The following is a 21,460-nucleotide window of genomic DNA, read 5'->3' on the forward strand; positions in this document are numbered from 1 at the left end:
CTCAGGCCGGCGCCCTGGGGCCGATCCCGGCAGGGACAGGCGCATCGTTTTTCCGGCATGGTTGACGCATTGTCTTGTCGCAACTCGGCAGCGTCCTCGCATGCTCGTATGGGATATACCCTAGGACGATGCTGGAGGCGTGCGCCGCGTCATGCCACAGCGTGTTCGTGGACGGCGTCTTGTCGTTGCCGAAGATCCAGTATCCGGTCTGAGATGGCGAATCGACTGTCACGCGAATGCTTGAACCGGCACGGAACACATGCGCGAACTTCTGGATCTCCACCCGCATCAACTGGGGCTGGCCGGCAACCAGTGGCACATCCTTGTCCCGTGTGTAGGCACCCCAGGGACGCAGCGCCGTGGATCGGCTCTCGTCGAGCGCACGCTTGGAGGCACGCAGCCAGCCGCGCTGCACGAACATTTCCTGCCCGTCCGGCCTTACCTCGGACACGGTGACCTGGATGTCGGTATTGGCGGCCGTGGCGCTGAGCCACAGGTCGGCCGAGCCTTCGCCATAGAAACTCAGGTCCTGCGGCAGGGCCGCCGTGGTGAAGACCAGTTGGCCATCCTTTTCCGAGGCGGGCACGGCGGGCCAGCCTTCAGCCGCCGGGTTGTTCACCTGCGGACTCAGGGCCGGATAGCGGTAGCTGGACGAAGCCGTGCCTGAGGCGGGCACGCTGTCGCCCAGCACCTGGCCCGGCTGCATCCACAGGCGCAGCGGCTTGACGGGGACGGGCAGCCGGTCAAAGCGTGCCTCGCCCGTGGGCATGAGCTTGGCGCCGCCATTGGGGGCCTTGGCGTCCGTGGTCTGCATCTCCTGCAGCAGGCGCACGCGCGGCTCCTTGTCGAAGCCGTTGTCCTCGCCCTTGACGAATCGCGCCAGGAAGCGCTTCAGGGTCTGGTCGATATGGTCCGAGGTGATGTTCGTATGGTGGTCGCCGTTGGAGCTGACCAGCCACATCTTGTCGGGTGCAATGGTGTCCTCGTAGTAGCCCGAGCGCGGGCCGATCTGCTCGTCCTGCCAGGACTGCGTTCCCAGCGTGGGGATATTGATCTTGCCGCTCTGGAACATGGCGCTGCGCTCCAGGTACAGGCCATCGGCATAGGGGTTGTCCAGCCACTTGATCAGGTCCAGCTCGGGCCGCTTGATCTTCTCGATGTTGTCGGCCACGGTCTTGGCGCATTCCGTGTCGCCGCCGTTCTTCACGGCCAGGTCGGCGGCCGTGCGCCAGATGCGAGGGAAGCCGTTCCACCACTGCGCCGGAAAGCCGATGTTGGCAATGCCGCCCGGATAGCCCACGTCGCGGTAGGGATCGCCCACGTTCTTGCTGGGCGTGATCGCCAGCAGCCCCTTGGGCCGGTGTGCCGCCACCCACAGCTGGTTGTAGCCCGAGTAAGAGTAGCCGATCATGCCGATGCGGCCGTTGGACCAGGCCTGCCGCCCGGCCCACTCGATGGCAAAGGCCCCGGCCGCGCCCACGGTGGCGTCGAACACCCGGTCTTCCCCCGTGGAGCAGCCCGTGCCCGGCACGTTCAGCCCCATGACCGCATAGCCTTCCCTGGTCCAGGGACTGCTGATGTTGGGGTACGAGCCCGAGATATAGCCGTCGTACTCGACCAGCAGCGGGAACGGGCCCTGCCCCTCGGGCAGCAGCAGCGAGTAACGCATCCTGCTGCCGTCCGGCAGGGTGATGTAGCCCGATTGCTGACCCGGCCCCATGGGCGCGGGCATGCCGGACGAGCCTCCTCCGCAGGCGGCCAGGCCCACGGCGGCGGCCGCAATGGCCCCCGCCAGCGGCCAGCGCCAGGCATGTGTGAAAACGGTCTTGACTGTCATGGGTACTTGTCTCCTTCGTTGTTGTTGGCTATCTCTTGGGGCTTGCTCGCCTGCCCTCTCACTGCAATCGGATGCTGGTCGCGCCCGGCTCGGCGTCGAAGATCAGGCTGGATGGCCAGGGCTTCCAGGTCTGGCCAAGGGCCGCGTTCTGCGGATTGCCCGTCTGCATGAAGGCCTTGAGGCTGGCCATCATGGCGTTCGACAGCGCCAGCCGGCCCGGCGCATTCGCCGTGCTGTTGGTCACGCGGGAGAACACGGAGGGCCCGAAGTTGCCGAAGAGAAAGGGCAGATCGAACGCATGGGCCGCGCCGTAGACGGTGTTCCAGGGCGCAGGCTGGCGCGCCCAGTCGAAGCGGTAGCTCCAGACCTCGGCCTGCTGGGTGCGCAGCGTATTGAGCAACTGGTCGCGGCTGGGATCGGCGAACAGATGGGTAAGCTGCGCCATGCGGGCGTTGTAGCCGGTGACCGGCGTATCGACGGGCAGGTAGGCGGCATCGATGATGTCGGCCAGGCCCGGCGCGTTCGGCGACTGCGCATCGAAGGACTGCATCATGCGAAAGCGCGCCGCATCGTCGATCCTGAAGCCCGGCCTGCCGCCCAGCGCCGCCAGCAGCGGCGCGAACAGCTTGCCCTCCTCGGCCGTGTAGCCGGCCATCACCGGCATGCGGTTGTATCGGCCCGCAGCCAGCGCGGCCATGGGGTCGGTGGGCAGCAGCAGGCCGTCGGGAATCGGTCCCGCGCCCGTCAGGCCCTTGGCCACCAGGGTCTGCAGCAGCACGCGCGCATCCTTGCCGCGCAGATAGGACGCAACCTGTGCCGGCGTCCAGCCGGCGGACACCGCGGCCGCAGCCGCCACATCGGCAGCCAGGCCATCGGCCACCATCAGATGGGCCAGCAGCAGCGCGGACTGGGTGGCGTAGGCCGAAGCCGGCTTGAGCGTGGCCAGCACGCCGGCCGGCAGGTTGGAGGGCAGCGACAGCCCGCCGCTGACCGGCACCAGCCTGTGGAACAGGCCGCGCGCCGACTCTGCCGCCAGCAGCGCCAGCACATTGGTGGCACCCGCCGACTGGCCCATGAGGGTGACATTGCCCGGATCGCCGCCAAAGCCCGCGATGTTGCGCTGCACAAAGCGCAGCGCCTGCAGGTTGTCCAGCAGCGCGAAGTTGCCCGTGGCCGGCGCGCCGGCCTGCATCTGCGGCATGTGCATGTAGCCCAGGATGTCCAGCCGGTAATTGGCCGTCACCACCACGGCATTGGCGGCGCGCGCCAGGGCCGCGCCGTCATACAGCGGATCGGCCGTATAGCCCGAGATGGCGCTGCCGCCGTGGATGAACACCAGCACCGGCAGCTTCTCGGCGCCGCTGGCCGGGCGCCAGATGTTGAGCGTCAGGCAGTCCTCGCTGCCCACGGGCTGGCCCAGGGTGGAGGCGATGGTGTCGTCGAAGCGGTTGTTGGCTCCCGGGCCGTACATGCGCCCGATCTGCAGGCAGGCATTGCCGAACTGGCGCGCCTCGCGCACGCCCTCCCAGGCCTTGGGCTCGGCCGGCGGCTGCCAGCGCAGCGCGCCCACGGGCGCCTGGGCAAAGGGCACGCCCTTCCAGTAATAGGTGCCCGTGGCGGCGCCGTCGTCCACGCCGCGCAAGGGGCCGTAGGCCGTCTCGCGCAGTTCGGGTCCGCCGCCGCCCGAGCCGCCGCAGGCCGCGAGCCACAATGCCATTGAAGCCACGGCCAGGCGTATGCCGCCGGCCATCCACCGCTGTCCTGTGCGCATGCTTGTCTCCTGAATGGTTTTTGGGGTTTCCCGTATGGGCCGCGCCGGGCCCATGGGTCACACTGCGCAGTCGTTCGCCGCGCTGCAAAAATTCTAGGAACAGCGCGGCAAAACGCCGCTATCGCAACCACGCCAAAACAGTGACTTCAGAACGCAAACAGCGCCCCGAATGGCCCAGGAAAACCCGGCCATGACAACGCAGCGCAGCAGCTCCGCCGCCTGGGTGCGCGGCATCCTGGACATGATGGCCACCGAAGGGCTGGCCCCGCAAAGCCTGTGCGCCGCAGCCGACATCGACCTTGCCGCACTGCAGCATTCGCAGGCCCGTACCGATGTGGACCGAGTGAGCCGGCTCTGGGAACTGGCCGTGGCCCAGTCCGCCAATCCCACGCTGGGGCTGGACCGGCAACTGGCCGCGCGCTACGGCAACATCGATCTGGTCGGCTACTCGCTGGCTTCGGGCCCGCACCTGCTGGCCGGCTTCCGCGACCTGGAACGCCACATGGCCGTGATCTCGGACGCAACGTCCTTCACGCTGGAGCGCGATGCGCGCGGCTACTGGCTGTCCATACACCACATCGGCGCCACACGGCCCGTGCCGCGCCAGCGCGTGGAGTTCGCCGTGCTCACGCTGCTGGTGCTGTGCAACTGGCTGACGCGGCGCGATGTCCGGCCGCTGGCCGTGGAATTCATGGCCGAGGCGCCAGCCCCCTCGCACGAGGCCGCCTACCGCGCGGCCTTCGGCCTGCTGCCGCGCTTCGGCGAGGACGCGAACCGCTTCCTGCTGTCCGAGGCCGACCTGCTCGCCCCCATTCCCACGCACAACCCCGAACTGCTGGCACTGCACGAAAAGCTGGTCGAAACCGAACTCGACCACCTGGGCCAGGCCGGCGTGGGCGCGCGCGTGCGCCATGAGATTGCACGCCTGCTGCCCCAGGGCGAGCCGCGCCGCGAAGACGTGGCCGGCCTGCTGGGCCTGACCGACCGCACCTTGCAGCGCCGCCTGCAGGCCGAAGACACCAGCTACCAGCAACTGCTGGACGAAACCCGGCGCGAGCTGGCCCTGCAGTACCTGGGCGAGCCACGCCGCAGCCTGGCCGAGGTGGCCGACCTGCTGGGCTTTGTGGACCAGAGCAACCTCTTTCGCGCCTGCCGCCGCTGGTTCGGCATGCCGCCGGGCCAGTACCGGCAGCAACTGCGTGCGTGAATGCATGGGGTGAATGCGCGCATGAACCTTGCGCCCCACGGGGCATAGGCGCTGGGGGACAATTCCCGCATGAACCTGCATGCTGCCGCCGAAGGCCAGGCTCCGGCGACCTCCCCACGCCCTCACATCTCCTGGCAAGACGGCTTCGCCGCCCTGGGCCCGGACTTCTTCACCCATCTGCGCCCCACGCCGCTGCCTGAGCCGCACTGGATTGCCGCCAGCACCGGCACCGCCGAGCTGCTGGGCCTGGACCCGCAATGGCTGGCCTCCGACGAGGCCCTGCAGGCGCTCACCGGCAATGCCGTACTGCCCGGCAGCCAACCGCTGGCCAGCGTCTACAGCGGCCACCAGTTCGGCGTCTGGGCCGGCCAGCTTGGCGACGGCCGTGCCATCCTCCTGGGCGAAACGACCTCGGGCCAGGAGATCCAGCTCAAGGGCGCGGGCCGCACGCCCTATTCGCGCATGGGCGACGGACGTGCCGTGCTGCGTTCGTCCATCCGCGAGTTCCTGTGCAGCGAGGCCATGCACGCCCTGGGCATTCCCACCACGCGCGCGCTGAGCCTCACCGGATCGCCCGCCCCCATTCGCCGCGAAGAGATCGAGACCGCCGCCGTGGTGGCGCGCGTGGCGCCCAGCTTCATACGCTTTGGCCACTTCGAGCACTTTGCGGCACGCGACCAGATAGCGCCTCTGCGCCAACTCGCCGACTACGTGATCGACCGCCATTACCCCGAATGCCGCACGGCCGAGGCACTGGCCGGCAACGCCTACGCCAACTTTCTGCAGGCCGTGAGCGAGCGCACGGCGCGGCTGCTGGCACACTGGCAGGCCGTGGGCTTTTGCCATGGCGTGATGAACACCGACAACATGAGCATCCTGGGACTGACCATCGACTACGGGCCATTCCAGTTCCTCGATGCCTTCAACCCCGGCCACATCTGCAACCACAGCGACACCCAGGGCCGCTACGCCTTCAACCGCCAGCCCCAGGTGGCCTACTGGAACCTCTACTGCCTGGGCCAGGCCCTGCTGCCGCTGATCGGCGAAGAGGAACTGGCCATTGCGGCGCTGGAGTCGTACAAGCAGGTCTTCCCGCAGGCCTACGGCGCCCTCATGTTGCGCAAGCTGGGCCTGCCCGAAGACGCACCGGGCACCCCGCCCGCCGAGGGGCGCTTTGCCGCCCTGGTGAACCCGCTGCTGCAGCTCATGGCCGACAACGCGGTGGACTACACCATCTTCTTCAGCCGCCTGACCGATGCGGTGGCTGCCGGTGCCGGTGCCGGCACGGACCTCGACCTCGAGCCCGTGCGCGACCTGGTGCTGGACCGCGAGGCCTTCGACCGCTGGGCAAACCTTTACGCACGGCACCTGGCAGGCACGGATGCCGCGGCGGCCGCCGCTTTGATGCAAGAATCGAACCCGCGATTCGTGCTGCGCAACCACCTGGGCGAGATGGCCATCCGCGCCGCAAAGGCGGGCGACTTCGATCCCGTGCGCCAATTGCTGGCCGTGCTGCAGACTCCGTTCGCCCCCCACGCCGAGCATGCCGAATGGGCAGGCTTCCCGCCCGACTGGGCTTCCTCCATCGAGATCAGCTGTTCATCATGAGCTTTCCCATCCACAAGACCGAACAGGAATGGCAGGCCGAGCTGCAGGCCAAGGGCGCCGAACCGGCCGCCTTCCAGGTGACCCGCCATGCAGCCACCGAGCGCCCGTTCACGGGCCGCTATGAACAGTTCTGGGCCGATGGCAGCTACCACTGCATCTGCTGCGGCAGCAAGCTGTTCGACTCCGACACCAAGTTCGACGCCGGCTGCGGCTGGCCCAGCTTCGACCGCGCCATCCCCGGCGCCATCACCGAAATCGTGGACCGCAGCCATGGCATGGTGCGCACCGAAACCGTCTGCAGCCAGTGCGGCGCCCATCTGGGCCATGTGTTCCCCGATGGCCCGTCCGATACGGGACTGCGCTATTGCATGAACTCCGCATCCCTGGAATTCGAGCCTCCAAAGGCCTAGGCACGCAAAAACCCCAGGCAGGCGCGGCCCGGCACCCATGCCTGGCCAGCCCGCTGCGCCACAATGCGCCTGCCAAGCTCAGGCCCCATGCCTGACTCCAAGCCCATCGAAACCTTCCAATGAAGTTACTGATCGACTTTTTCCCCATCATCCTGTTCTTCGTCGCCTTCAAGGTCTGGGGCATCTATACGGCAACGGCCGTGGCCATCGTCGCCACCATCGCCCAGATCGCCTATCTGCGCGTGCGCCACGGCAAGGTCGAGCCCATGCAATGGGTGAGCCTGGGCGTGATCGTGCTGTTCGGCGGAGCCACCTTGCTGGCCCACAACGACACCTTCATCAAGTGGAAGCCCACCGTGCTGTACTGGCTCATGGGCAGCGCACTGTTGATAGGCCAGCTGGTGTTCCGCAAGAACCTGCTGCGCTCGGTCATGGGCGCACAGCTGCAACTGCCCGACAACGCATGGCGCACCCTGAACTGGAGCTGGGCGGCGTTCTTCGCGGTCATGGGCGCGCTCAACCTGGTCATCGCCTACCGCTTCGACACCGACACCTGGGTCAACTTCAAGCTGTTCGGCGGCATGGGGCTGATGCTGGTCTTCGTGATCGGCCAGGCCATCTACATGAGCCGCTTCATGCAGGAAGACAAGGGCGAGGCAGCAGCCGCCACGCCCGACGTCCTGCCCCCGTCCGGCGTGCAGCAGGACAAGCAGCCATGAGCACCCCCGCCCATCCGCTGCCCATCACCGCCGAAGCCATGCAGGCCGTGCTGCACGAGCGCCTGGCCCCCGATCACCTGGAAGTGATCGACGAGAGCCACCAGCACGCCGGCCATGCGGGCGCCAATGGCACCGGCTTCGGCACGCATTTCCGCGTGCGCATTGCGTCACCTTTGTTTCAAGGCAAGCCGCGCGTGGCACGCCATCGCCTTGTGTATGATGCGCTGCAAGACTTCATCGACCAGGGCGCACACGCCATCGCCATCGAGGTTCTTTGAACTTTTACAGGCTCCGACGATTCGGAGCCTGTTGCGTATCCGCGCTATAGAATCAATTTTTCCTTCATATCTGGAATTCGCATGAAAAAACAGCTTCTGACCAGCCTGGTGACTGCCGCCGTGCTGAGCACCGCAGCCCTGTCCGCCTCGGCCCAGAACATCGCCGTCGTCAACGGCAAGGCTGTGCCCAAGGCACGCGCCGAAGCGCTCAAGCAACAGATCGAGCAAAGCGGCCGCCCCGTGACGCCCGAGCTGGAAGGGCAGATCAAGGAAGAAGTCATCGCCCGCGAGATCTTCATGCAGGAAGCCAACAAGCGCAGCCTGGCCAACAGCGAAGCCTACAAGCAGCAGATGGAACTGGCCCGCCAGACCATCCTGATCCGCGCGCTGTTCGAGGACTTCCAGAAGAAGAACCCCGTGACCGATGCCGAAGCCAAGGCCGAGTACGACAAGGCCGTCGCTGCCAACAGCGGCAAGGAATACAAGGCCAGCCACATCCTGGTCGAGTCGGAAGACCGCGCCAAGGCCATCATTGCCGAGATCAAGGCCGGCAAGAAGTTTGAAGACATCGCCAAGAAGGAGTCCAAGGACCCCGGATCCGGCGCCCGTGGCGGTGACCTCGACTGGGCCAACCCCGGCAACTACGTGCCTGAGTTCTCCGAAGCCCTGGTCAAGCTCGAAAAGGGTGGCATGACCCAGGAGCCGGTCAAGACCCAGTTCGGCTATCACATCATCCGCCTGGACGACGCACGTCAGGCAGAGCTGCCCAAGTTCGAGGAAGTCAAGCCCCAGATCGTGCAGCAGCTGCAACAGCAAAAGCTGGCGCAATTCCAGGAATCGCTGCGCGAAAAGGCCAAGATCCAGTAAGATGCGTACGAGTCGGCGGTTTTTGCCGCCGGCCTGACCATCACCAGCCCGCCTTGTGCGGGCTCTTTTTTTGTCCGACGACCCTGAAGAAAACAAAAGCTGCCCTCGGAGGGGCAGCTTGCAAGCATTGCTACCTGCGGCCGATACGCTGAGCGTCGGGCCCCGGCAATCCGGCAGTTCAGAACTGGTAGAGCGCCGTCAACCGGACCGTGCGGCCTTCGCCGTATTCGATGGCCGAGGAGCGCGACTGCTCGCCCAGGCGCTGGCGCACGCCGGCCACATAGGCCTTGTTGCCGATGTTGTCGAGATTGAGCCTGAGCTTCCATTGGCGGTTGAGTTCATAGCCGACCATGGCACTGTGCACCCAGTAGGCGGACAGCTTTCCATCGCCAGACGAGGTCACGTTGCGGGTGCCCACGAAGCGCGCCCCATAGCCCACCGTCCAGCCCTCGGGCAGCGCGTAAGTGGTCCACAGGTTCAGTGAATGGCGCGGCGTATTGCCCAGCGCCTGGCCCACACGCGCAGGCTCGTTCAGTGACTTGAGGGTCTTGCTGGCCATGAAGGTGTAGTTGGCGAAGACATCCCATTGCGGCGTCACCTTGCCTGCGGCACCAAGCTCGAGTCCGCGCACGCGCTGCTCTCCGGCCAGCAGATAGCTGCCATCGGCCATCTGCTCGCGGGCATTGGTCTTGTCCACCTGGAACAGGGAGCCGGTCAGCGCCAGCTGGCGGTCCAGCACATCCCACTTGGTCCCCAGTTCCAGGCTGGTGTTCTTCTCGGGTGCCAGCGAGGCCGTGGCCGCATCCAGGCCCGAGCCCGTGGAGACCAGGAATTCCGCGGAAGGGTTGAAGGCCGTGCCGTAGGCCAGGTAGATGCGGCCGTTGTCGGCGGGCTTGAAGCTCAGGGCGGTGCGCCCGCTGAGCCGGCCGTCGGAGCTGTCCACCGAAGTGCGCACGCCAGCGGCATTGGTGGCGTGGGAGCGCCCGTCTATCCAGTCGTAGCGCAGGCCCAGGCCCAGATCCCAGCGCGGACCCAGAGCAATGGAATCGGTGGCATACAGAGCGCGGGTGTCCAGGCTGGTTTCGTTCCTTCCGCTGTTTTGCAGATCCGTGGTGCCGGCCCAGTATCCGGGCGGACGGACCAGCGGGTAGCCGCCGCCAGGGAACTGCCGGGTGATGTTGTAGGAAGAGGTGGTGCGGTCATAGGTCTCGCGCGCGATCTCGAAGCCCGCGACCAGCGTATGGCCCAGGGCGCCGGTATCGAAGTGCCGCGTCAGGTTGGTCTGGTTGATCCACAGGGTGGTGGCCGCATCGCGGCCGTAGGCCTGCGGCCCTGCGGGCCGGTAGTAGCCGGGCTGCATGCCCCGGAGATCGACATGCGAGGCAGAGATCACGGTGTCGCGGCTCAGCCGCGAGTAGCGCGTGAGGTTCTGCAGCCTGGCGCCCGAGCCGAAGTCATGCTCGATCTTCGCGGTCAAGGCATCCTGGCTGATCTTTTCCCGGTCAAGGTTGCGCCAGCCGAAATAGGCATTGCGCGAGACGCCATCGAGCATCTTGCCGCGAAAGGCCGGCACGCCAAAGTCGGGAAGGTTGTCATCGTTCTGGTGGAAGAAGCCGAGAGTCACGCGCGTGGGCGAATTCAATCCCAGAGCCAGCGAGGGTGCCACCCCCCAGCGCCGTTTGAAGATGGTGTCGCGCCCGGCCACGTCGCTGTCATGGCCCATGAGGTTCAGGCGCATGGCGGCCTTGCCGCCAGCCAGCACCCGGTTGGCGTCGAGCGTGAGGCGCCGGTAGCTGGCCATGCCCAGGCCTGCATCGGCCTCGGTGAAGTCATGGGCCTTGGGCTGCTTGCTGATCATGTTGATGCTGCCGCCCGAGGTGCCGGCCCCGCCGAAGACCGAATTGGGGCCCTTGATGACTTCGACCGACTCCATGTTGAAGAGGTCGCTGCGGTTGTTCTGACCGCTGTCGCGCAGCCCGTCGATCTGCAGGTTGGCATTGGCGCTGAAGCCGCGGATGTTGATGCTGTCGCCCGAGCCAGCACCGCCCTCGCCCGCGTTGAAGGTGATGCCGGACACATTGGACAGCGCCTGCTGCAGGCTCAGGGCGTTCTGTTCCTGGAGCACCTGCCCTGGCACCACGGTGATGGTCTGGGGCACATCCAGCAGCGGCTTGGCGTACTTGGCCGAGCCGGATGCCTCGGTACGCGAGCCCGTGTTGCGCGGTCCCGAAACGGTGACCGGCGCCAGCTGGACCTGGCGATCCTCAGGGATCACCTCCTGCGCGTGCGCGGGTGTGACCAGCGCCGCAGCAAGGGCGGAATACAGACAGGAGTGAGGGGTGGAGACAAACGGTCTGGTACTTGAAGTGCGCATGGCAATGGCCCTTGATGTAAATGACAATCATTTGCATCAATAGACATCCAGGACAATCAGACCCGTCCGGTTCTGCAGCTCCAGACCCGGTTTGCGGCGTTTCGCAGGCGCCGCTCAGCGCGCTCCCGCCTCCTGCAGCAGCCGCTCCACTTCATGCTGGCTGCGCTGGCGGGCGTGGGCCAGGGCAGTGATGCCGTCCTTGTCAGGCAGGCTGAGGTCCGCCTTCGCCGTGATCAGCTGGCGCACGATGTCCTGGTAGCGCGGGCCGCCATCGCCCAGCAAAACGGCTTCGAGCAGGCAGGTCCAGCCCAGCCGGTTCACATGGTCGGCCCGGACACCAGCGGCCAGCAAGGCCTGCACGGTATCGACGTGGCCACGCTCGCAGGCGGGGATCAGCGCCGTGCCGCCGTAGCGGTTGGTGCTTCGCAGGTCGGCACCATACGACAGTGTCATGCGCAGTATCTCCAGCCGGCCCAGGGCGCCGGCCAGCAGATAGGCACTGTCCTGCAGGTCGTTCTTGAGATTGGGATTGGCCCCGTGGACCAGCAAGGAGCGCGCGACTTCCACATGGTTGCCGCGCACGGCCAGCAGCAGCGGCGTATTGCCCTGCGGATCACGCACATCAACAGGTGCGCCGCGCTTGAGCCAGTCGCGTACCTGCAGCGCTTCGCCGGCCTGGGCGGCCGCCAGCAGCGCAGGGCCGAATTCAGGGCGATTCACCGCACCCTCCTGCGCCCTGGCCGCATCGCGGCCCTCGGCGGCTGCGGCAACGGCCTGGGCCTCCTGCGCCTGCGCATCCGCCAGTCCCGCCGCAAGACAGGCCGTCAGGATCGCCGCGTGCCGGCCCTGGGCGCCGGATCGGGAAACAGCATGGTGCATACAAGCCCTCCTGGAAAACACGGTTGTGCGGCAAGCTTAAGGCAAGCTTGCCCGCTTCCCCATGAGGTCGGGGCGCCGCACGTCAGTTTCATTCAGGAACTATAGCTACAGCGCCTGATCCCACGCGCTTTCCATGGGCTCGCGCCGGAAGTCTCCGCGTGCCAGCCATCCTCAAACGAAAGGAGACCCGTTCCCGTGCCTTGCAATCAACGCCGTGCCACCCGCTGGCTGGCCGCAGCCGCCACCGCCCTCGCCGTCCTCACCACCACCCTGGCCCCGGCCGTCGCCCATGCGCGCGAGTTCGTCAGCGTCAAGGGCGCCAGCGTCAATGTGCGGCAGCAGCCCACCACCCGCTCGGCCACGCTGTGGGAACTGGGCAAGGGCTATCCGCTGCAGGTGGTGCAGCGCAAGGGCCAGTGGCTGCGCGTCAAGGACAACGAGAGCACGCTGGGCTGGGTGCATGCGCCGCTGACCGGCAAGACCCCGCACATGGTGGTGACCGGGCGCACCGCCAACCTGCGCGCCGGCCCGGGCCAGAACCATCGCGTGGTGGGCAAGCTGGCTGAAATGGAAGTGGTGCGCACGCTCAGGAAACAGGGCCCCTGGGCCCAGGTCCAGCGCGACAACGGCCAAAAGGGCTGGGTGGCGCGCAGCCTGACCTGGGGCTGGTGACCTGGGCTGATTACCTGGACGTCTGGCTGGACGTTCAGCCGTTGACCACGACCTGCGCGCGCGGCGCATAGCCGTGGTTCAGCGGGCCATGGCCGGCGCCCGTGAACACATCGGCGCCGGCCGCGATCGCGCCCAGGATGTACTCGCGCGCCTGGGCCACGGCCGCCTCCAGCGGCAGGCCCAGCGCCAGGTGAGAGGCAATCGCCGAAGACAGCGTGCAGCCCGTGCCGTGCCCGTTGTGCGTGGCAATGCGCTGCGACTGCAGGCGCAGCCGCTGGCCGTTGCCATGGCCCAGCAGGTCCACCACCAGATCGCCCGACAAGTGCCCGCCCTTGAGCAAGGCGGCAGGCGCGCCCAGCGCCAGGAGTTCCTGCACGGCGCCGTCCAGTGCGTCTATGCCATCAATGGAGTGGCCCAGCAGCAGCGCCGCCTCGTCCAGATTGGGCGTGACCACGGTGGCCAGCGGGAACAGTTCGCGCACCAGCACGGAGGCGGTTTCCGGCGCGATCAGACGGTCGCCGCTGGTGGCCACCATCACGGGGTCCAGCACCACGTTGCGCAGTTGGTGGCGGCGGATGGCATCGGCCACCACCTGCACCACTTCGGGCGTGGCCAGCATGCCGATCTTGACGGCGTCGGCGCCGATGTCCTCGACCACCGCATCGATCTGGCCGCGCAGTATGTCCACGGGAATGCCGTGGATGCCGCTGACGCCCAGCGTGTTCTGCACGGTGATGGCCGTGATGGCCGTCATGCCGTAGCAGCCCAGGGCGCTGCAGGTCTTGAGGTCGGCCTGTATGCCGGCGCCGCCACCGCTGTCGGAGCCCGCGATGATGAGCACGCGGGCATAGCGCTTGCGCGCGGCGGGAGCCGGTTCGGGGGATGCGGCGGTCGAAGGGGAGTGGTCGGCAGTCATGGGCGAAAATTATCACCCATGCGCATGGTCAATACCGGCAGCTGCGGGATGTGCTGTAATGCCTGCTGACGGACGAAACAGGGGTGTCCCGTCGGTGAAACAGGGCTTGGCCCGCCTCGCCGATGCGTGACTGAGAAACACCCTGGGGCCCCGGGGCGACCAGCCCCCTGCCGCACAAGCCTGCACCACAGGCATCTTGCCGCGCAGTGCCCCTGCACCCGATCCAGGTCATGCTGGCGTGGGGAGTTTCAATCAATCGGGGTGGTACGCCGCGTTTTGTCCAGCACATGCCCTGTGCGCGGACAGCCGGCCGGCAGTCCCACGGGCATGGGCGCACTTGACCACCAGATGCACATGTCCGTTCTACAAGCTTCTTCCCGCATCGCCATTCTGGGCGGCGGCCTCATGGGCCGGCTGCTGGCGTTGGCGCTGGCCCGTCGCGGCCACGGCATTGCCGTATACGACGCCCACGGCCCAGAAGGCGATGGCGCAGCGGCCCGCGTGGCAGCCGCCATGCTGGCGCCCCTGGCCGAATCGGCCATCACCGAGCCGGGCGTGGTACGCATGGGCCAGCACGGCCTGACGCGCTGGCCCGAACTGCTGGCCCAGCTCGATGCGCCCGTGTTCTTCCAGCAAAACGGCACCCTCATCCTCTGGCACCGCCAGGACGCGGGAGATGCCCAGCGCTTCTTCGGCCTGCTGGAGAAAAACCGCCGCATCAACTCCAGCCTTCCCGCGCTGCAGCCGCTGGCCGACCAGGCTCTGCACGACTGCGAGCCCGCGCTGGAGCGGCGCTTTGCCCAGGCCATGTACCTGCAGGGCGAGGGCCAGCTGGACAATCGCCAGCTGCTGGCCGCGCTCCACGCCACGCTGACCCGCCTGGGCGTGGAGCAGCACTGGAACCAGCCGCGCGAGCTGGCCGACTTCCAACCCGGCACGCCGGGCCAGCCCGACTGGGTGCTGGACTGCCGGGGCCTGGGCGCACGCGGCCAGTGGCCTGCGCTGCGCGGCGTGCGCGGAGAGGTGGTGCGCATCCATGCGCCCGAGGTCACGCTGCAGCGGCCCACGCGCCTGATCCATCCGCGCTACCCGATCTACATTGCGCCCAAGGAGGACCACCTCTTCGTCATCGGCGCCACCGAGATCGAGTCCGACGACATGTCGCCGGCCAGCGTGCGCTCCACGCTGGAGCTGCTCAGTGCCGCCTACACCGTGCATCCGGGTTTTGCCGAGGGCCGCATCGTCGAGATCGCCACCCAGTGCCGCCCCACCCTGCCCGACAATCTGCCAGCCGTGCGCTGGAGCGCGCCGCGCGTGATGGAGGTCAACGGCCTGTACCGCCATGGCTTCATGATCGCGCCGGCCATGCTGGACGTGGTGCTGGAGCTGCTCGACGGCGGTGATTCCGAACTGGCCCGCCGCTTCGATGTTGCCGTCGAGCATGCGCCATCGCAGCACAGGGCAGCCGCCTGAACGGCACGCACGGCACTTTCACGCACAACAGACCGGACATGCACGCAGGGTCGCCAGACCCGGCCCTGCCTAAGATCGAACAAGCCTCCGTACCCGCCTTTCGTTTCCCCTCAGCCGCCATGAACATCACCATCAACCAGCAAGCGACCGAACTGCGCGACGGCGCTACCGTGGCCGACGCGCTGGCCCAGCTTGCGCCGCGCCCGCCCTTTGCCGTGGCCATCAACACCGTCTTCGTGCCCAAGGCCCGCTATGCCGAGCAGGCGCTGAACGACGGCGACCGCCTCGAAGTGATCTCGCCCGTGACCGGCGGCTGATGCCCCATCCGACTCTCCCATTGCCTCACGCCATGACGACTTCCGCCTCACCCTCCGACGACAGCCTGGTCCTGTACGGCCAGCGCTTTGACAGCCGCCTGCTGCTGGGCACCTCCCGCTACCCCTCGCCCGCCGTGCTGGAAGCTGCCGTGCAGCGTGCCCGCCCGGCCATGGTCACGGCCTCGCTGCGCCGCCAGGGCAGCAATGCCGCCGAGACCGGCGCCAGCTTCTGGGAGCTGCTCAGAAAGCTCAACGTGCCCGTGCTGCCCAACACCGCCGGCTGCATGACCGTGCAGGAAGCCGTGACCACGGCCCAGATGGCGCGCGAGGTCTTCGAGACGCCCTGGATCAAGCTGGAGCTGATCGGCGACGACTACACGCTGCAGCCCGACACGCTGAACCTGGTCGAGGCCGCCTCCATCCTCATCAAGGACGGCTTCCAGGTCCTGCCCTACACCACCGAGGACCTGGTGCTGTGCCAGCGCCTGGTGGATGCGGGCTGCCAGGCCGTCATGCCCTGGGCAGCGCCCATCGGCACGGGCCGCGGCCCCGTCAACCCCTACGCCATGCAGACGCTGCGCGAGCGACTGAAGGTGCCGCTGATCGTGGATGCGGGCCTGGGCCGGCCCTCGCATGCCTGCCAGGTCATGGAATGGGGCTATGACGCCGTGCTGCTGAACACGGCCGTGGCCCTGTCCGAAGACCCGGTGGCCATGGCCGGCGCCTTTGCCGATGCCGTGAACGCCGGCCACGCCGCCCACCGCGCCGGCGCCATGGCCGAGCAATCTGCCGCCCAGCCCAGCACGCCCGTGCTGGGCACGCCGTTCTGGCACCACGGCTGAGGAGACCGGCCATGAGCAACGACTCCATCCAGTCCTGGGCAGATGCCATCGTGCGCCTGCACGGCGCCACCTTCGCCCCTGAAGGCTCCGCCCTGCCCTCCCAGCCCGTGCCGCAGGCACGGAGCCAGGAGCCGGCCTATCTTGCGGCGCTGCAGGCCTGCAGCGCGCTGGGCTTCATCGCCATCGACGCCGAGACGCTGGCCTGCGCCTGGCAGGCGCAGACGCTGCGCAGGGGCCGCTTCGAGGCCTCGCTATGGCCCGACGATCCGCGCGACTTCGGCCTGGAGGGCGCCGATGCGGCACTGGCCTTCCCGGACTGCCCAAGGTCCCTGGGCCTGTACGGCGTGCTGCCCGATGCGAAATGGGTGGGCCGCATGGCCCGCGCCGGTGTCCCCACCGTGCAATTGCGCTTCAAGTCCGAGGACCGCGACGCCATCGCGCGCGAAGTGCGCGCCGCCGTGGCCGCCGTGGAAGGCACGGACGCCCTGCTCTTCATCAACGACCACTGGCGCGAGGCCATCGATGCCGGCGCCTATGGCGTGCATGTAGGCCAGGAAGACCTGGACGCGCTGGCCGGCGCCGACCTGCAGGCCATCCACGCCTCGGGCCTGCGCCTGGGCGTGAGCACGCATGGCTATGCCGAAATGGTGCGTGCCCATGCCGTGCAGCCCAGCTATATCGCACTGGGCGCAGTCTTCCCCACCACGCTCAAGAAAATGGCCACGGCCCCTCAGGGCCTGGCGCGCCTGGGCGCCTATGTGCGCCTGATGCAGCGCTATCCGCTGGTGGCCATAGGCGGCATCTCGGCCGACCAGTTCCCGGCCGTGCGCGCCACGGGCGTGGGCTCGGTGGCCGTGGTGCGGGCGCTGGTCAATGCAGAGGATCCGGAAGCGGCGGCGCATCAGCTGCTCGCAGGCATGCACGCTGCAGACTGAGTTCTTGCTGGGCACCCCAACAAAAAAGGGAGCAGATGCTCCCTTTTTTTGCACTGCCTCATCCCTTGGGCGGTTCCTTGTCGTCTGCCTGCGGCGACGGGGCCTGTGGTGAGGTGCGAAAGGCCGGATCGGTCTCGCGCGACAGCAGCATGTCCACCGAGCGGCCCAGCGGCTCGTCCAGGCCACGGTGCTCACGCACGGTGCCGGGCGGCTCCAGCTCCCACTGGTCCAGCGCCAGGTCCATGTCCAGCGGCGCCTTGAGATTGTGACTGCTGAAACCCACGGCACCCGAGCCGGGCACCGACAGCGCCACGGGCGGAAAGCGCGAGGGCACATCGACATGCGGCAGCTCATTCTCGCCCAGGTCCGTGAGGTCTATGTCCAGCAGCGGTGCCGACTCATCGTGGATGAAGGAAGGCGCCTCGCCCAGGGGCAGGGCACGCACCTGGCCTGCGGGCAGTTGGCCGGCCTGCTCCAGATCGAAGTTCAGGGGCTGCAGTTCGAAGTGCAGCGGTGCGGACAAAGAGTCCGGTGCGCTGCTGCCCGCAGGCTTGTCGCCGCCGCCGACGGCACCCGTGGACAGCGGCAGCGTGTCCATGGGGGTGAACTCCAGGCCCGGCTCCTGCGGCGTCAGGGAGGCCGGCTGCTGTGCAGGTTCTATCGGCGGCCGCAGTTCGGCCATCCAGTCCACGCCCGTGGGCGTGGGCGTGGATGCAGGAGCCTGCGCAGGTTCTGCGGCCGGCGTGAAGGCCGCTGCAGTGGCCGCCACCATGCGCGGCGTGGTGCGCTCGCGCGGGCCGGGTTCGCCGCGCGTCCCGGCAGGAGAGGTGCGCGCAATGGACAGCAGCAGCAGCAGGTCGTCGAAGGCGGCCAGATCGAAGGGGGCAGGCGCATCGGGGTCGGGGGCACCGTCCTGCTTGAACAGGTAGTGCGCCAGACAGACTTCGACTTCGTCCACGGGCCACAGGGCCTCGATGCGTGCCAGTTGCTCGGGATAGCCCTGCAGCAGGCTGCTGCCCTTGTCGGTGAAGCCCGGCATGGCCGGCACACGGGCGTTGAAATGCTTGGCAAAACGCGCGCGCAGCTGGTCGAAATCGTCGCGGCGGCTCAACGTGTAGTACAGGTGCAGCAGCTCCAGATAGGCCAGCGGCGAGGAATCCTCATGCGTGTCGATATGCGAGCGCAGCAGTTCGATGGCCTGCTGGTGCTCGCCCACCGAGATGAAGAATTCCGCCTGTTGCTGCACGTCGAACAGTTCGCCGGGCTGCACCATGCGCCTGGCCTTGATGGCCTCGGGCGCAGACATGGACGCAAGTGCCGGGGCCTGCGGCGCAGGCTCGGTTCCCAGCTCGGCATGCACGGACACAGGCACGGGAACGGTGGCCGGGCCGAAGTCGCCGGGGTCCACATCCTCATGCAGCTCGTAGGTCACGCCGGGGCGCATCTGGGCGCCGCGCTGCACATAGGGCGAAGCCAGGGTATCCGGTCCCCGGCGGTCGTCCTGCTGCGGTGCCGCAGGCCGGTGATCACGCAGACTGGGGGCCATGGGCCGCGTGGGTCTATGGGGATCCAGGGAATGCGGCAGGGTGTTGATCTCGTCATCGCGCGAATGCGGCGGGGTCGACGGCACGGGGTCCTGCGACGAACGCTCCACCGATTCCCGCCAGGCGTTCTGCTCGCGCGAGAACAGCGAAGCGCCCGAGCGCATGCGCCAGGCCATCCAGCCGATCACGGCCACGGCGGCAATCAGGGCCAGCAACAGCGCATTGAACAGCCAGGATGAGCCGCCGGATTCCTGGCGCATTGCGTCCAGTTCGGCCCGCAACTGGGCCAGTTGCCCGCGGTCCACGCCGTCCCGCTTTTTGAAGGCCGCCATCTCGGCCTCCAGCGCCTGCACGCGCTTGTTGGCCTCGGCCAGTTGCTCGCTGTTGGCATCGGGAATGAAGGGCGCAGGCGCTGCGCCGCCTTCGGCAGCACCCGTTGCAGCGGCTGCGCCAGGGGCACCCGGCGTGCCGCCCGTTCCCAGCCACTCCTCCACCGGCTCCATGCGCAGCCGCGGCTCGATGCGCAGGCCCGCCTGCAATTGCCCGGCCTGGGCCTGGGCGGTCACGCCCACGGGAGGCTTGGACTTTTCGGCCACGGCCTTGGGTTTCGGCTTGGGCTTTGGTTTGGGCTGGAGCTGCGCCTCCTTGGGAGCGGGCGCCGTGGCTGGCCGGACATCCGACCGCGCACTGCGGCCAGTGGCCGCGCGGGAGGGCGTCGAAGAAGATTCAGAAGCGGTGCCTGCAACACCAGCGGCGCCCACGGCCGGCAGCGCAGGCTGCGCCGCTGCCAGTTCACGCACGTTGATCGGCTGGTTGCCTGCGGCGCCCACCGAATCCGGCAGTTGCGCCAGCAGCGTGTAGCTGCGGCTGATGCCACCTTCGCAGCCCGCCCACAGCTTGAGCGTCACGACGGGCTCGTCCACCGTATAGCTGGACTGCACCCGCACAGCCTTGCCCGACGAGGTCGGGCTGACGCGCACGCGCGAGGATTCGATGGGCCTGTCACCGGCCAGCAGCTCGGCGCGCACGCAGGAGCTGCCGGCATCGTTGCCGCTGTCGGGCTGCAGGCCCACCACCAGGTCGAACGGAGCGCCCAGCACCACGTTGCCCCGGGGACTGCCCAACGACAATGCGGACGCGTTCCAGGCCATGGAGGACAGGGCGACGCCGAGAATGGTGCTACAAATTCTCACATCAGCCTTTCTTTGAACGCTTGCATTTTTGCATAGACACCTGTAGGACACCTCCTCTATGTATATGATCCAAAACAACATTTCTACTATCAGGAACATCGGATTGATAGGCGCAGGCATCATGAGACAAGGCATTGCCCAGCTGGCCGCCCAGGCAGGCGTCAGCGTGCTGCTGCAGGACGCGCGCCCGGGCGCTGCCGCGCAAGCGCAGCAACAGCTGCTTGCGCTTTGGGACATGCTTGAGAAGAAACAAAAAATAACAAGTGAGCAGGCCGCAGATTGCAGGGCCCGACTGACGGTGGCGGATGGCCTTGATGCCTTCAAGAACTGCGATCTGGTGATCGAGGCCATTGTCGAGCGCATGGACGCCAAGCAGGCGCTGCTGCGCGAGCTGGAAACCATCGTCCCGCACGGCACCATCATCGCCAGCAACACCTCGGCCCTGTCCATCACCACGCTAGCGACGGCGCTGCGCCATCCGCAGCGCTTTGCCGGCTTTCACTTCTTCAACCCGGCGCCGCTGATGAAGGTGGTGGAGATCGTGCGCGGCCTGGCCACGGACGAAGCCACCTGCGCCACGCTGGCGCAGTTTGCACGCAGCTTCGGCCACACGCCGGTGCGGGCGCAGGACACGCCGGGCTTTCTGGTCAACCACCTGGGCCGCGGCTACGTGACCGAGGCGCTGCGTATCGTGCAGGAAGGCATTGCGGACTTCGCCACCATCGACCGCATCCTGCGTGACCAGGTGGGATTCAAGCTCGGCCCGTTCGAGCTGATGGATCTCACCGGCCTGGATGTCACCCATGCCGTGATGGAGCACATCTACCACCAGTACTACCAGGAACCGCGCTACCGCCCCAGCCCCATTGCCGCGCAGCGCGTGGCGGCCGGCCTGCTGGGCCGCAAGACCGGCCAGGGCTTTTACCGCTATGCCGAAGGCCGCGCCGAGCAGCCTGCCGAGCCTGCCGTGCCGCAGGTGCAGACGCTGCCACCAGTCTGGGTGTCCGCACGCGCGGCCCGGCGCAACGAGATCTACCAGTTGCTCAAGAGCCTGGGCGCACGCATTGAAACCGCGCAGGCACCGACCGAGCAGGCCTTGATCCTGGTGGCGCCGCTGGGCCTGGACGTGACCACGGTGGCTGCCGTGGAGCGGCTGGACTGCACGCGCACCATGGGCATCGACATGCTGATCGCCGACACCGACACGCGCCGCCGCGTGCTGGCCACCACGCCGGCCACGCGCACCGACATGCGCGATGCGGCCCATGCGCTTTTTGCGAGCGACGGCAAGGCCGTCAGCGTGATCCGCGACAGCGGCGGCTTCGTCACGCAGCGCGTGGTGGGCTCCATCGTCAACATCGCCAGCGACATCTGCCAGCAGGGCATCGGCAGCCCGGCCGACCTGGAAAAGGCCGTGACCCTGGGCCTGGGCTATCCCGTGGGCCCGCTGGCCATGGGCGACCGCTGGGGCCCCACCAACATGCTGGAGGTCCTGTTCAACCTGCAGACCGTCTACGGCGACCCGCGCTATCGCCCCAGCCCCTGGCTGCGCCGCCGTGGCGCGCTGGGGCTGAGCCTCACGCACGAGGAGCCATAAGCCCTGCAAAGCCGGCGACCC

General features: G+C 67.6%; 18 protein-coding genes. 12 read left to right on the forward strand and 6 right to left on the reverse strand.

The annotated features are described in order from the left end of the window. Window position 1: 1 nt before the first annotated feature. Both ACFPFG_RS03680 and ACFPFG_RS03685 read right to left on the reverse strand, forming a co-directional pair. The gene (locus ACFPFG_RS03680; protein WP_183020413.1) at window positions 2–1,837 is read right to left on the reverse strand and encodes a CocE/NonD family hydrolase; all 1,836 of its coding nucleotides are present in this window, start codon (window positions 1,835–1,837) and stop codon (window positions 2–4) included. Between the two features lie 58 nt (window positions 1,838–1,895). Next, window positions 1,896–3,608, reverse strand: coding sequence for a carboxylesterase/lipase family protein (locus ACFPFG_RS03685; protein ID WP_197956552.1), 1,713 nt, complete (start codon window positions 3,606–3,608; stop codon window positions 1,896–1,898). A 190-nt stretch (window positions 3,609–3,798) separates the two neighbouring features. On the opposite strand from ACFPFG_RS03685, the gene ACFPFG_RS03690 reads away from it, so the two are divergent. The 6 genes from ACFPFG_RS03690 to ACFPFG_RS03715 all read left to right on the forward strand — a co-directional run bounded on the left by ACFPFG_RS03690 (window position 3,799) and on the right by ACFPFG_RS03715 (window position 8,697). Next, entirely contained in the window at window positions 3,799–4,815 is a 1,017-nt protein-coding gene (locus ACFPFG_RS03690) for an AraC family transcriptional regulator (protein ID WP_312377558.1), read from the forward strand. A 69-nt stretch (window positions 4,816–4,884) separates the two neighbouring features. Continuing rightward, complete coding sequence (locus ACFPFG_RS03695; RefSeq protein WP_380105113.1) at window positions 4,885–6,423, forward strand: protein adenylyltransferase SelO; 1,539 nt, start codon at window positions 4,885–4,887, stop codon at window positions 6,421–6,423. Further along, on the forward strand, window positions 6,420–6,833 hold the full coding sequence (gene msrB / locus ACFPFG_RS03700) for a peptide-methionine (R)-S-oxide reductase MsrB (protein ID WP_012205139.1): 414 nt from the start codon (window positions 6,420–6,422) through the stop codon (window positions 6,831–6,833). Before ACFPFG_RS03695 ends, msrB begins: the two co-directional genes overlap by 4 nt. Before the next feature lie 119 nt (window positions 6,834–6,952). Continuing rightward, the gene (locus ACFPFG_RS03705; protein ID WP_183020409.1) at window positions 6,953–7,552 is read left to right on the forward strand and encodes a septation protein A; all 600 of its coding nucleotides are present in this window, start codon (window positions 6,953–6,955) and stop codon (window positions 7,550–7,552) included. Continuing rightward, complete coding sequence (locus ACFPFG_RS03710; protein ID WP_183020408.1) at window positions 7,549–7,830, forward strand: BolA family protein; 282 nt, start codon at window positions 7,549–7,551, stop codon at window positions 7,828–7,830. Before ACFPFG_RS03705 ends, ACFPFG_RS03710 begins: the two co-directional genes overlap by 4 nt. Window positions 7,831–7,911: 81 nt before the next feature. After that, window positions 7,912–8,697: a foldase protein PrsA gene (locus ACFPFG_RS03715; RefSeq protein WP_183020407.1), complete on the forward strand. Its 786-nt coding sequence runs from the start codon at window positions 7,912–7,914 to the stop codon at window positions 8,695–8,697. A gap of 178 nt (window positions 8,698–8,875) precedes the next feature. On the opposite strand, the gene ACFPFG_RS03720 is transcribed toward ACFPFG_RS03715, so the two are convergent. Together ACFPFG_RS03720 and ACFPFG_RS03725 are read right to left on the reverse strand one after the other, a co-directional pair. After that, a complete protein-coding gene (locus ACFPFG_RS03720) occupies window positions 8,876–11,071 on the reverse strand; it encodes a TonB-dependent receptor (protein ID WP_380105117.1) in 2,196 nt (731 codons plus the stop codon). 114 nt (window positions 11,072–11,185) lie between these two features. Further along, window positions 11,186–11,950, reverse strand: a complete 765-nt coding sequence (locus tag ACFPFG_RS03725; protein WP_197956555.1) for an ankyrin repeat domain-containing protein — start codon at window positions 11,948–11,950, stop codon at window positions 11,186–11,188. A 195-nt stretch (window positions 11,951–12,145) separates the two neighbouring features. Between ACFPFG_RS03725 and ACFPFG_RS03730 the strand changes: the two genes are divergently transcribed. Next, a complete protein-coding gene (locus tag ACFPFG_RS03730) occupies window positions 12,146–12,622 on the forward strand; it encodes an SH3 domain-containing protein (protein ID WP_380105119.1) in 477 nt (158 codons plus the stop codon). Window positions 12,623–12,656: 34 nt separating this feature from the next. Here the strand turns inward: ACFPFG_RS03730 and thiD are convergent, their stop codons facing one another. Then, entirely contained in the window at window positions 12,657–13,538 is an 882-nt protein-coding gene (thiD, locus tag ACFPFG_RS03735; RefSeq protein WP_034392653.1) for a bifunctional hydroxymethylpyrimidine kinase/phosphomethylpyrimidine kinase, read from the reverse strand. A gap of 354 nt (window positions 13,539–13,892) precedes the next feature. On the opposite strand from thiD, the gene ACFPFG_RS03740 reads away from it, so the two are divergent. The 4 genes from ACFPFG_RS03740 to thiE all read left to right on the forward strand — a co-directional run bounded on the left by ACFPFG_RS03740 (window position 13,893) and on the right by thiE (window position 17,105). Then, a complete protein-coding gene (locus ACFPFG_RS03740; RefSeq protein ID WP_380105121.1) occupies window positions 13,893–15,011 on the forward strand; it encodes an FAD-dependent oxidoreductase in 1,119 nt (372 codons plus the stop codon). 119 nt (window positions 15,012–15,130) lie between these two features. Then, on the forward strand, window positions 15,131–15,328 hold the full coding sequence (thiS, locus tag ACFPFG_RS03745; protein WP_183020402.1) for a sulfur carrier protein ThiS: 198 nt from the start codon (window positions 15,131–15,133) through the stop codon (window positions 15,326–15,328). Between the two features lie 32 nt (window positions 15,329–15,360). After that, window positions 15,361–16,170 (forward strand): thiazole synthase, encoded by an 810-nt coding sequence (locus ACFPFG_RS03750; RefSeq protein WP_183020401.1) that lies wholly within the window; start codon window positions 15,361–15,363, stop codon window positions 16,168–16,170. Between the two features lie 11 nt (window positions 16,171–16,181). Beyond that, complete coding sequence (gene thiE / locus ACFPFG_RS03755; protein WP_380105123.1) at window positions 16,182–17,105, forward strand: thiamine phosphate synthase; 924 nt, start codon at window positions 16,182–16,184, stop codon at window positions 17,103–17,105. 58 nt (window positions 17,106–17,163) lie between these two features. Here the strand turns inward: thiE and ACFPFG_RS03760 are convergent, their stop codons facing one another. Then, window positions 17,164–19,779, reverse strand: a complete 2,616-nt coding sequence (locus ACFPFG_RS03760; protein WP_380105125.1) for a type IV pilus assembly protein FimV — start codon at window positions 19,777–19,779, stop codon at window positions 17,164–17,166. 121 nt (window positions 19,780–19,900) lie between these two features. Between ACFPFG_RS03760 and ACFPFG_RS03765 the strand changes: the two genes are divergently transcribed. Further along, entirely contained in the window at window positions 19,901–21,439 is a 1,539-nt protein-coding gene (locus ACFPFG_RS03765; protein ID WP_380105127.1) for a 3-hydroxyacyl-CoA dehydrogenase, read from the forward strand. The last annotated feature ends 21 nt before the right edge of the window (window positions 21,440–21,460 follow it).

It is taken from the genome of Delftia deserti (assembly GCF_042653485.1).
Lineage (GTDB): Bacteria > Pseudomonadota > Gammaproteobacteria > Burkholderiales > Burkholderiaceae_C > Comamonas > Comamonas acidovorans.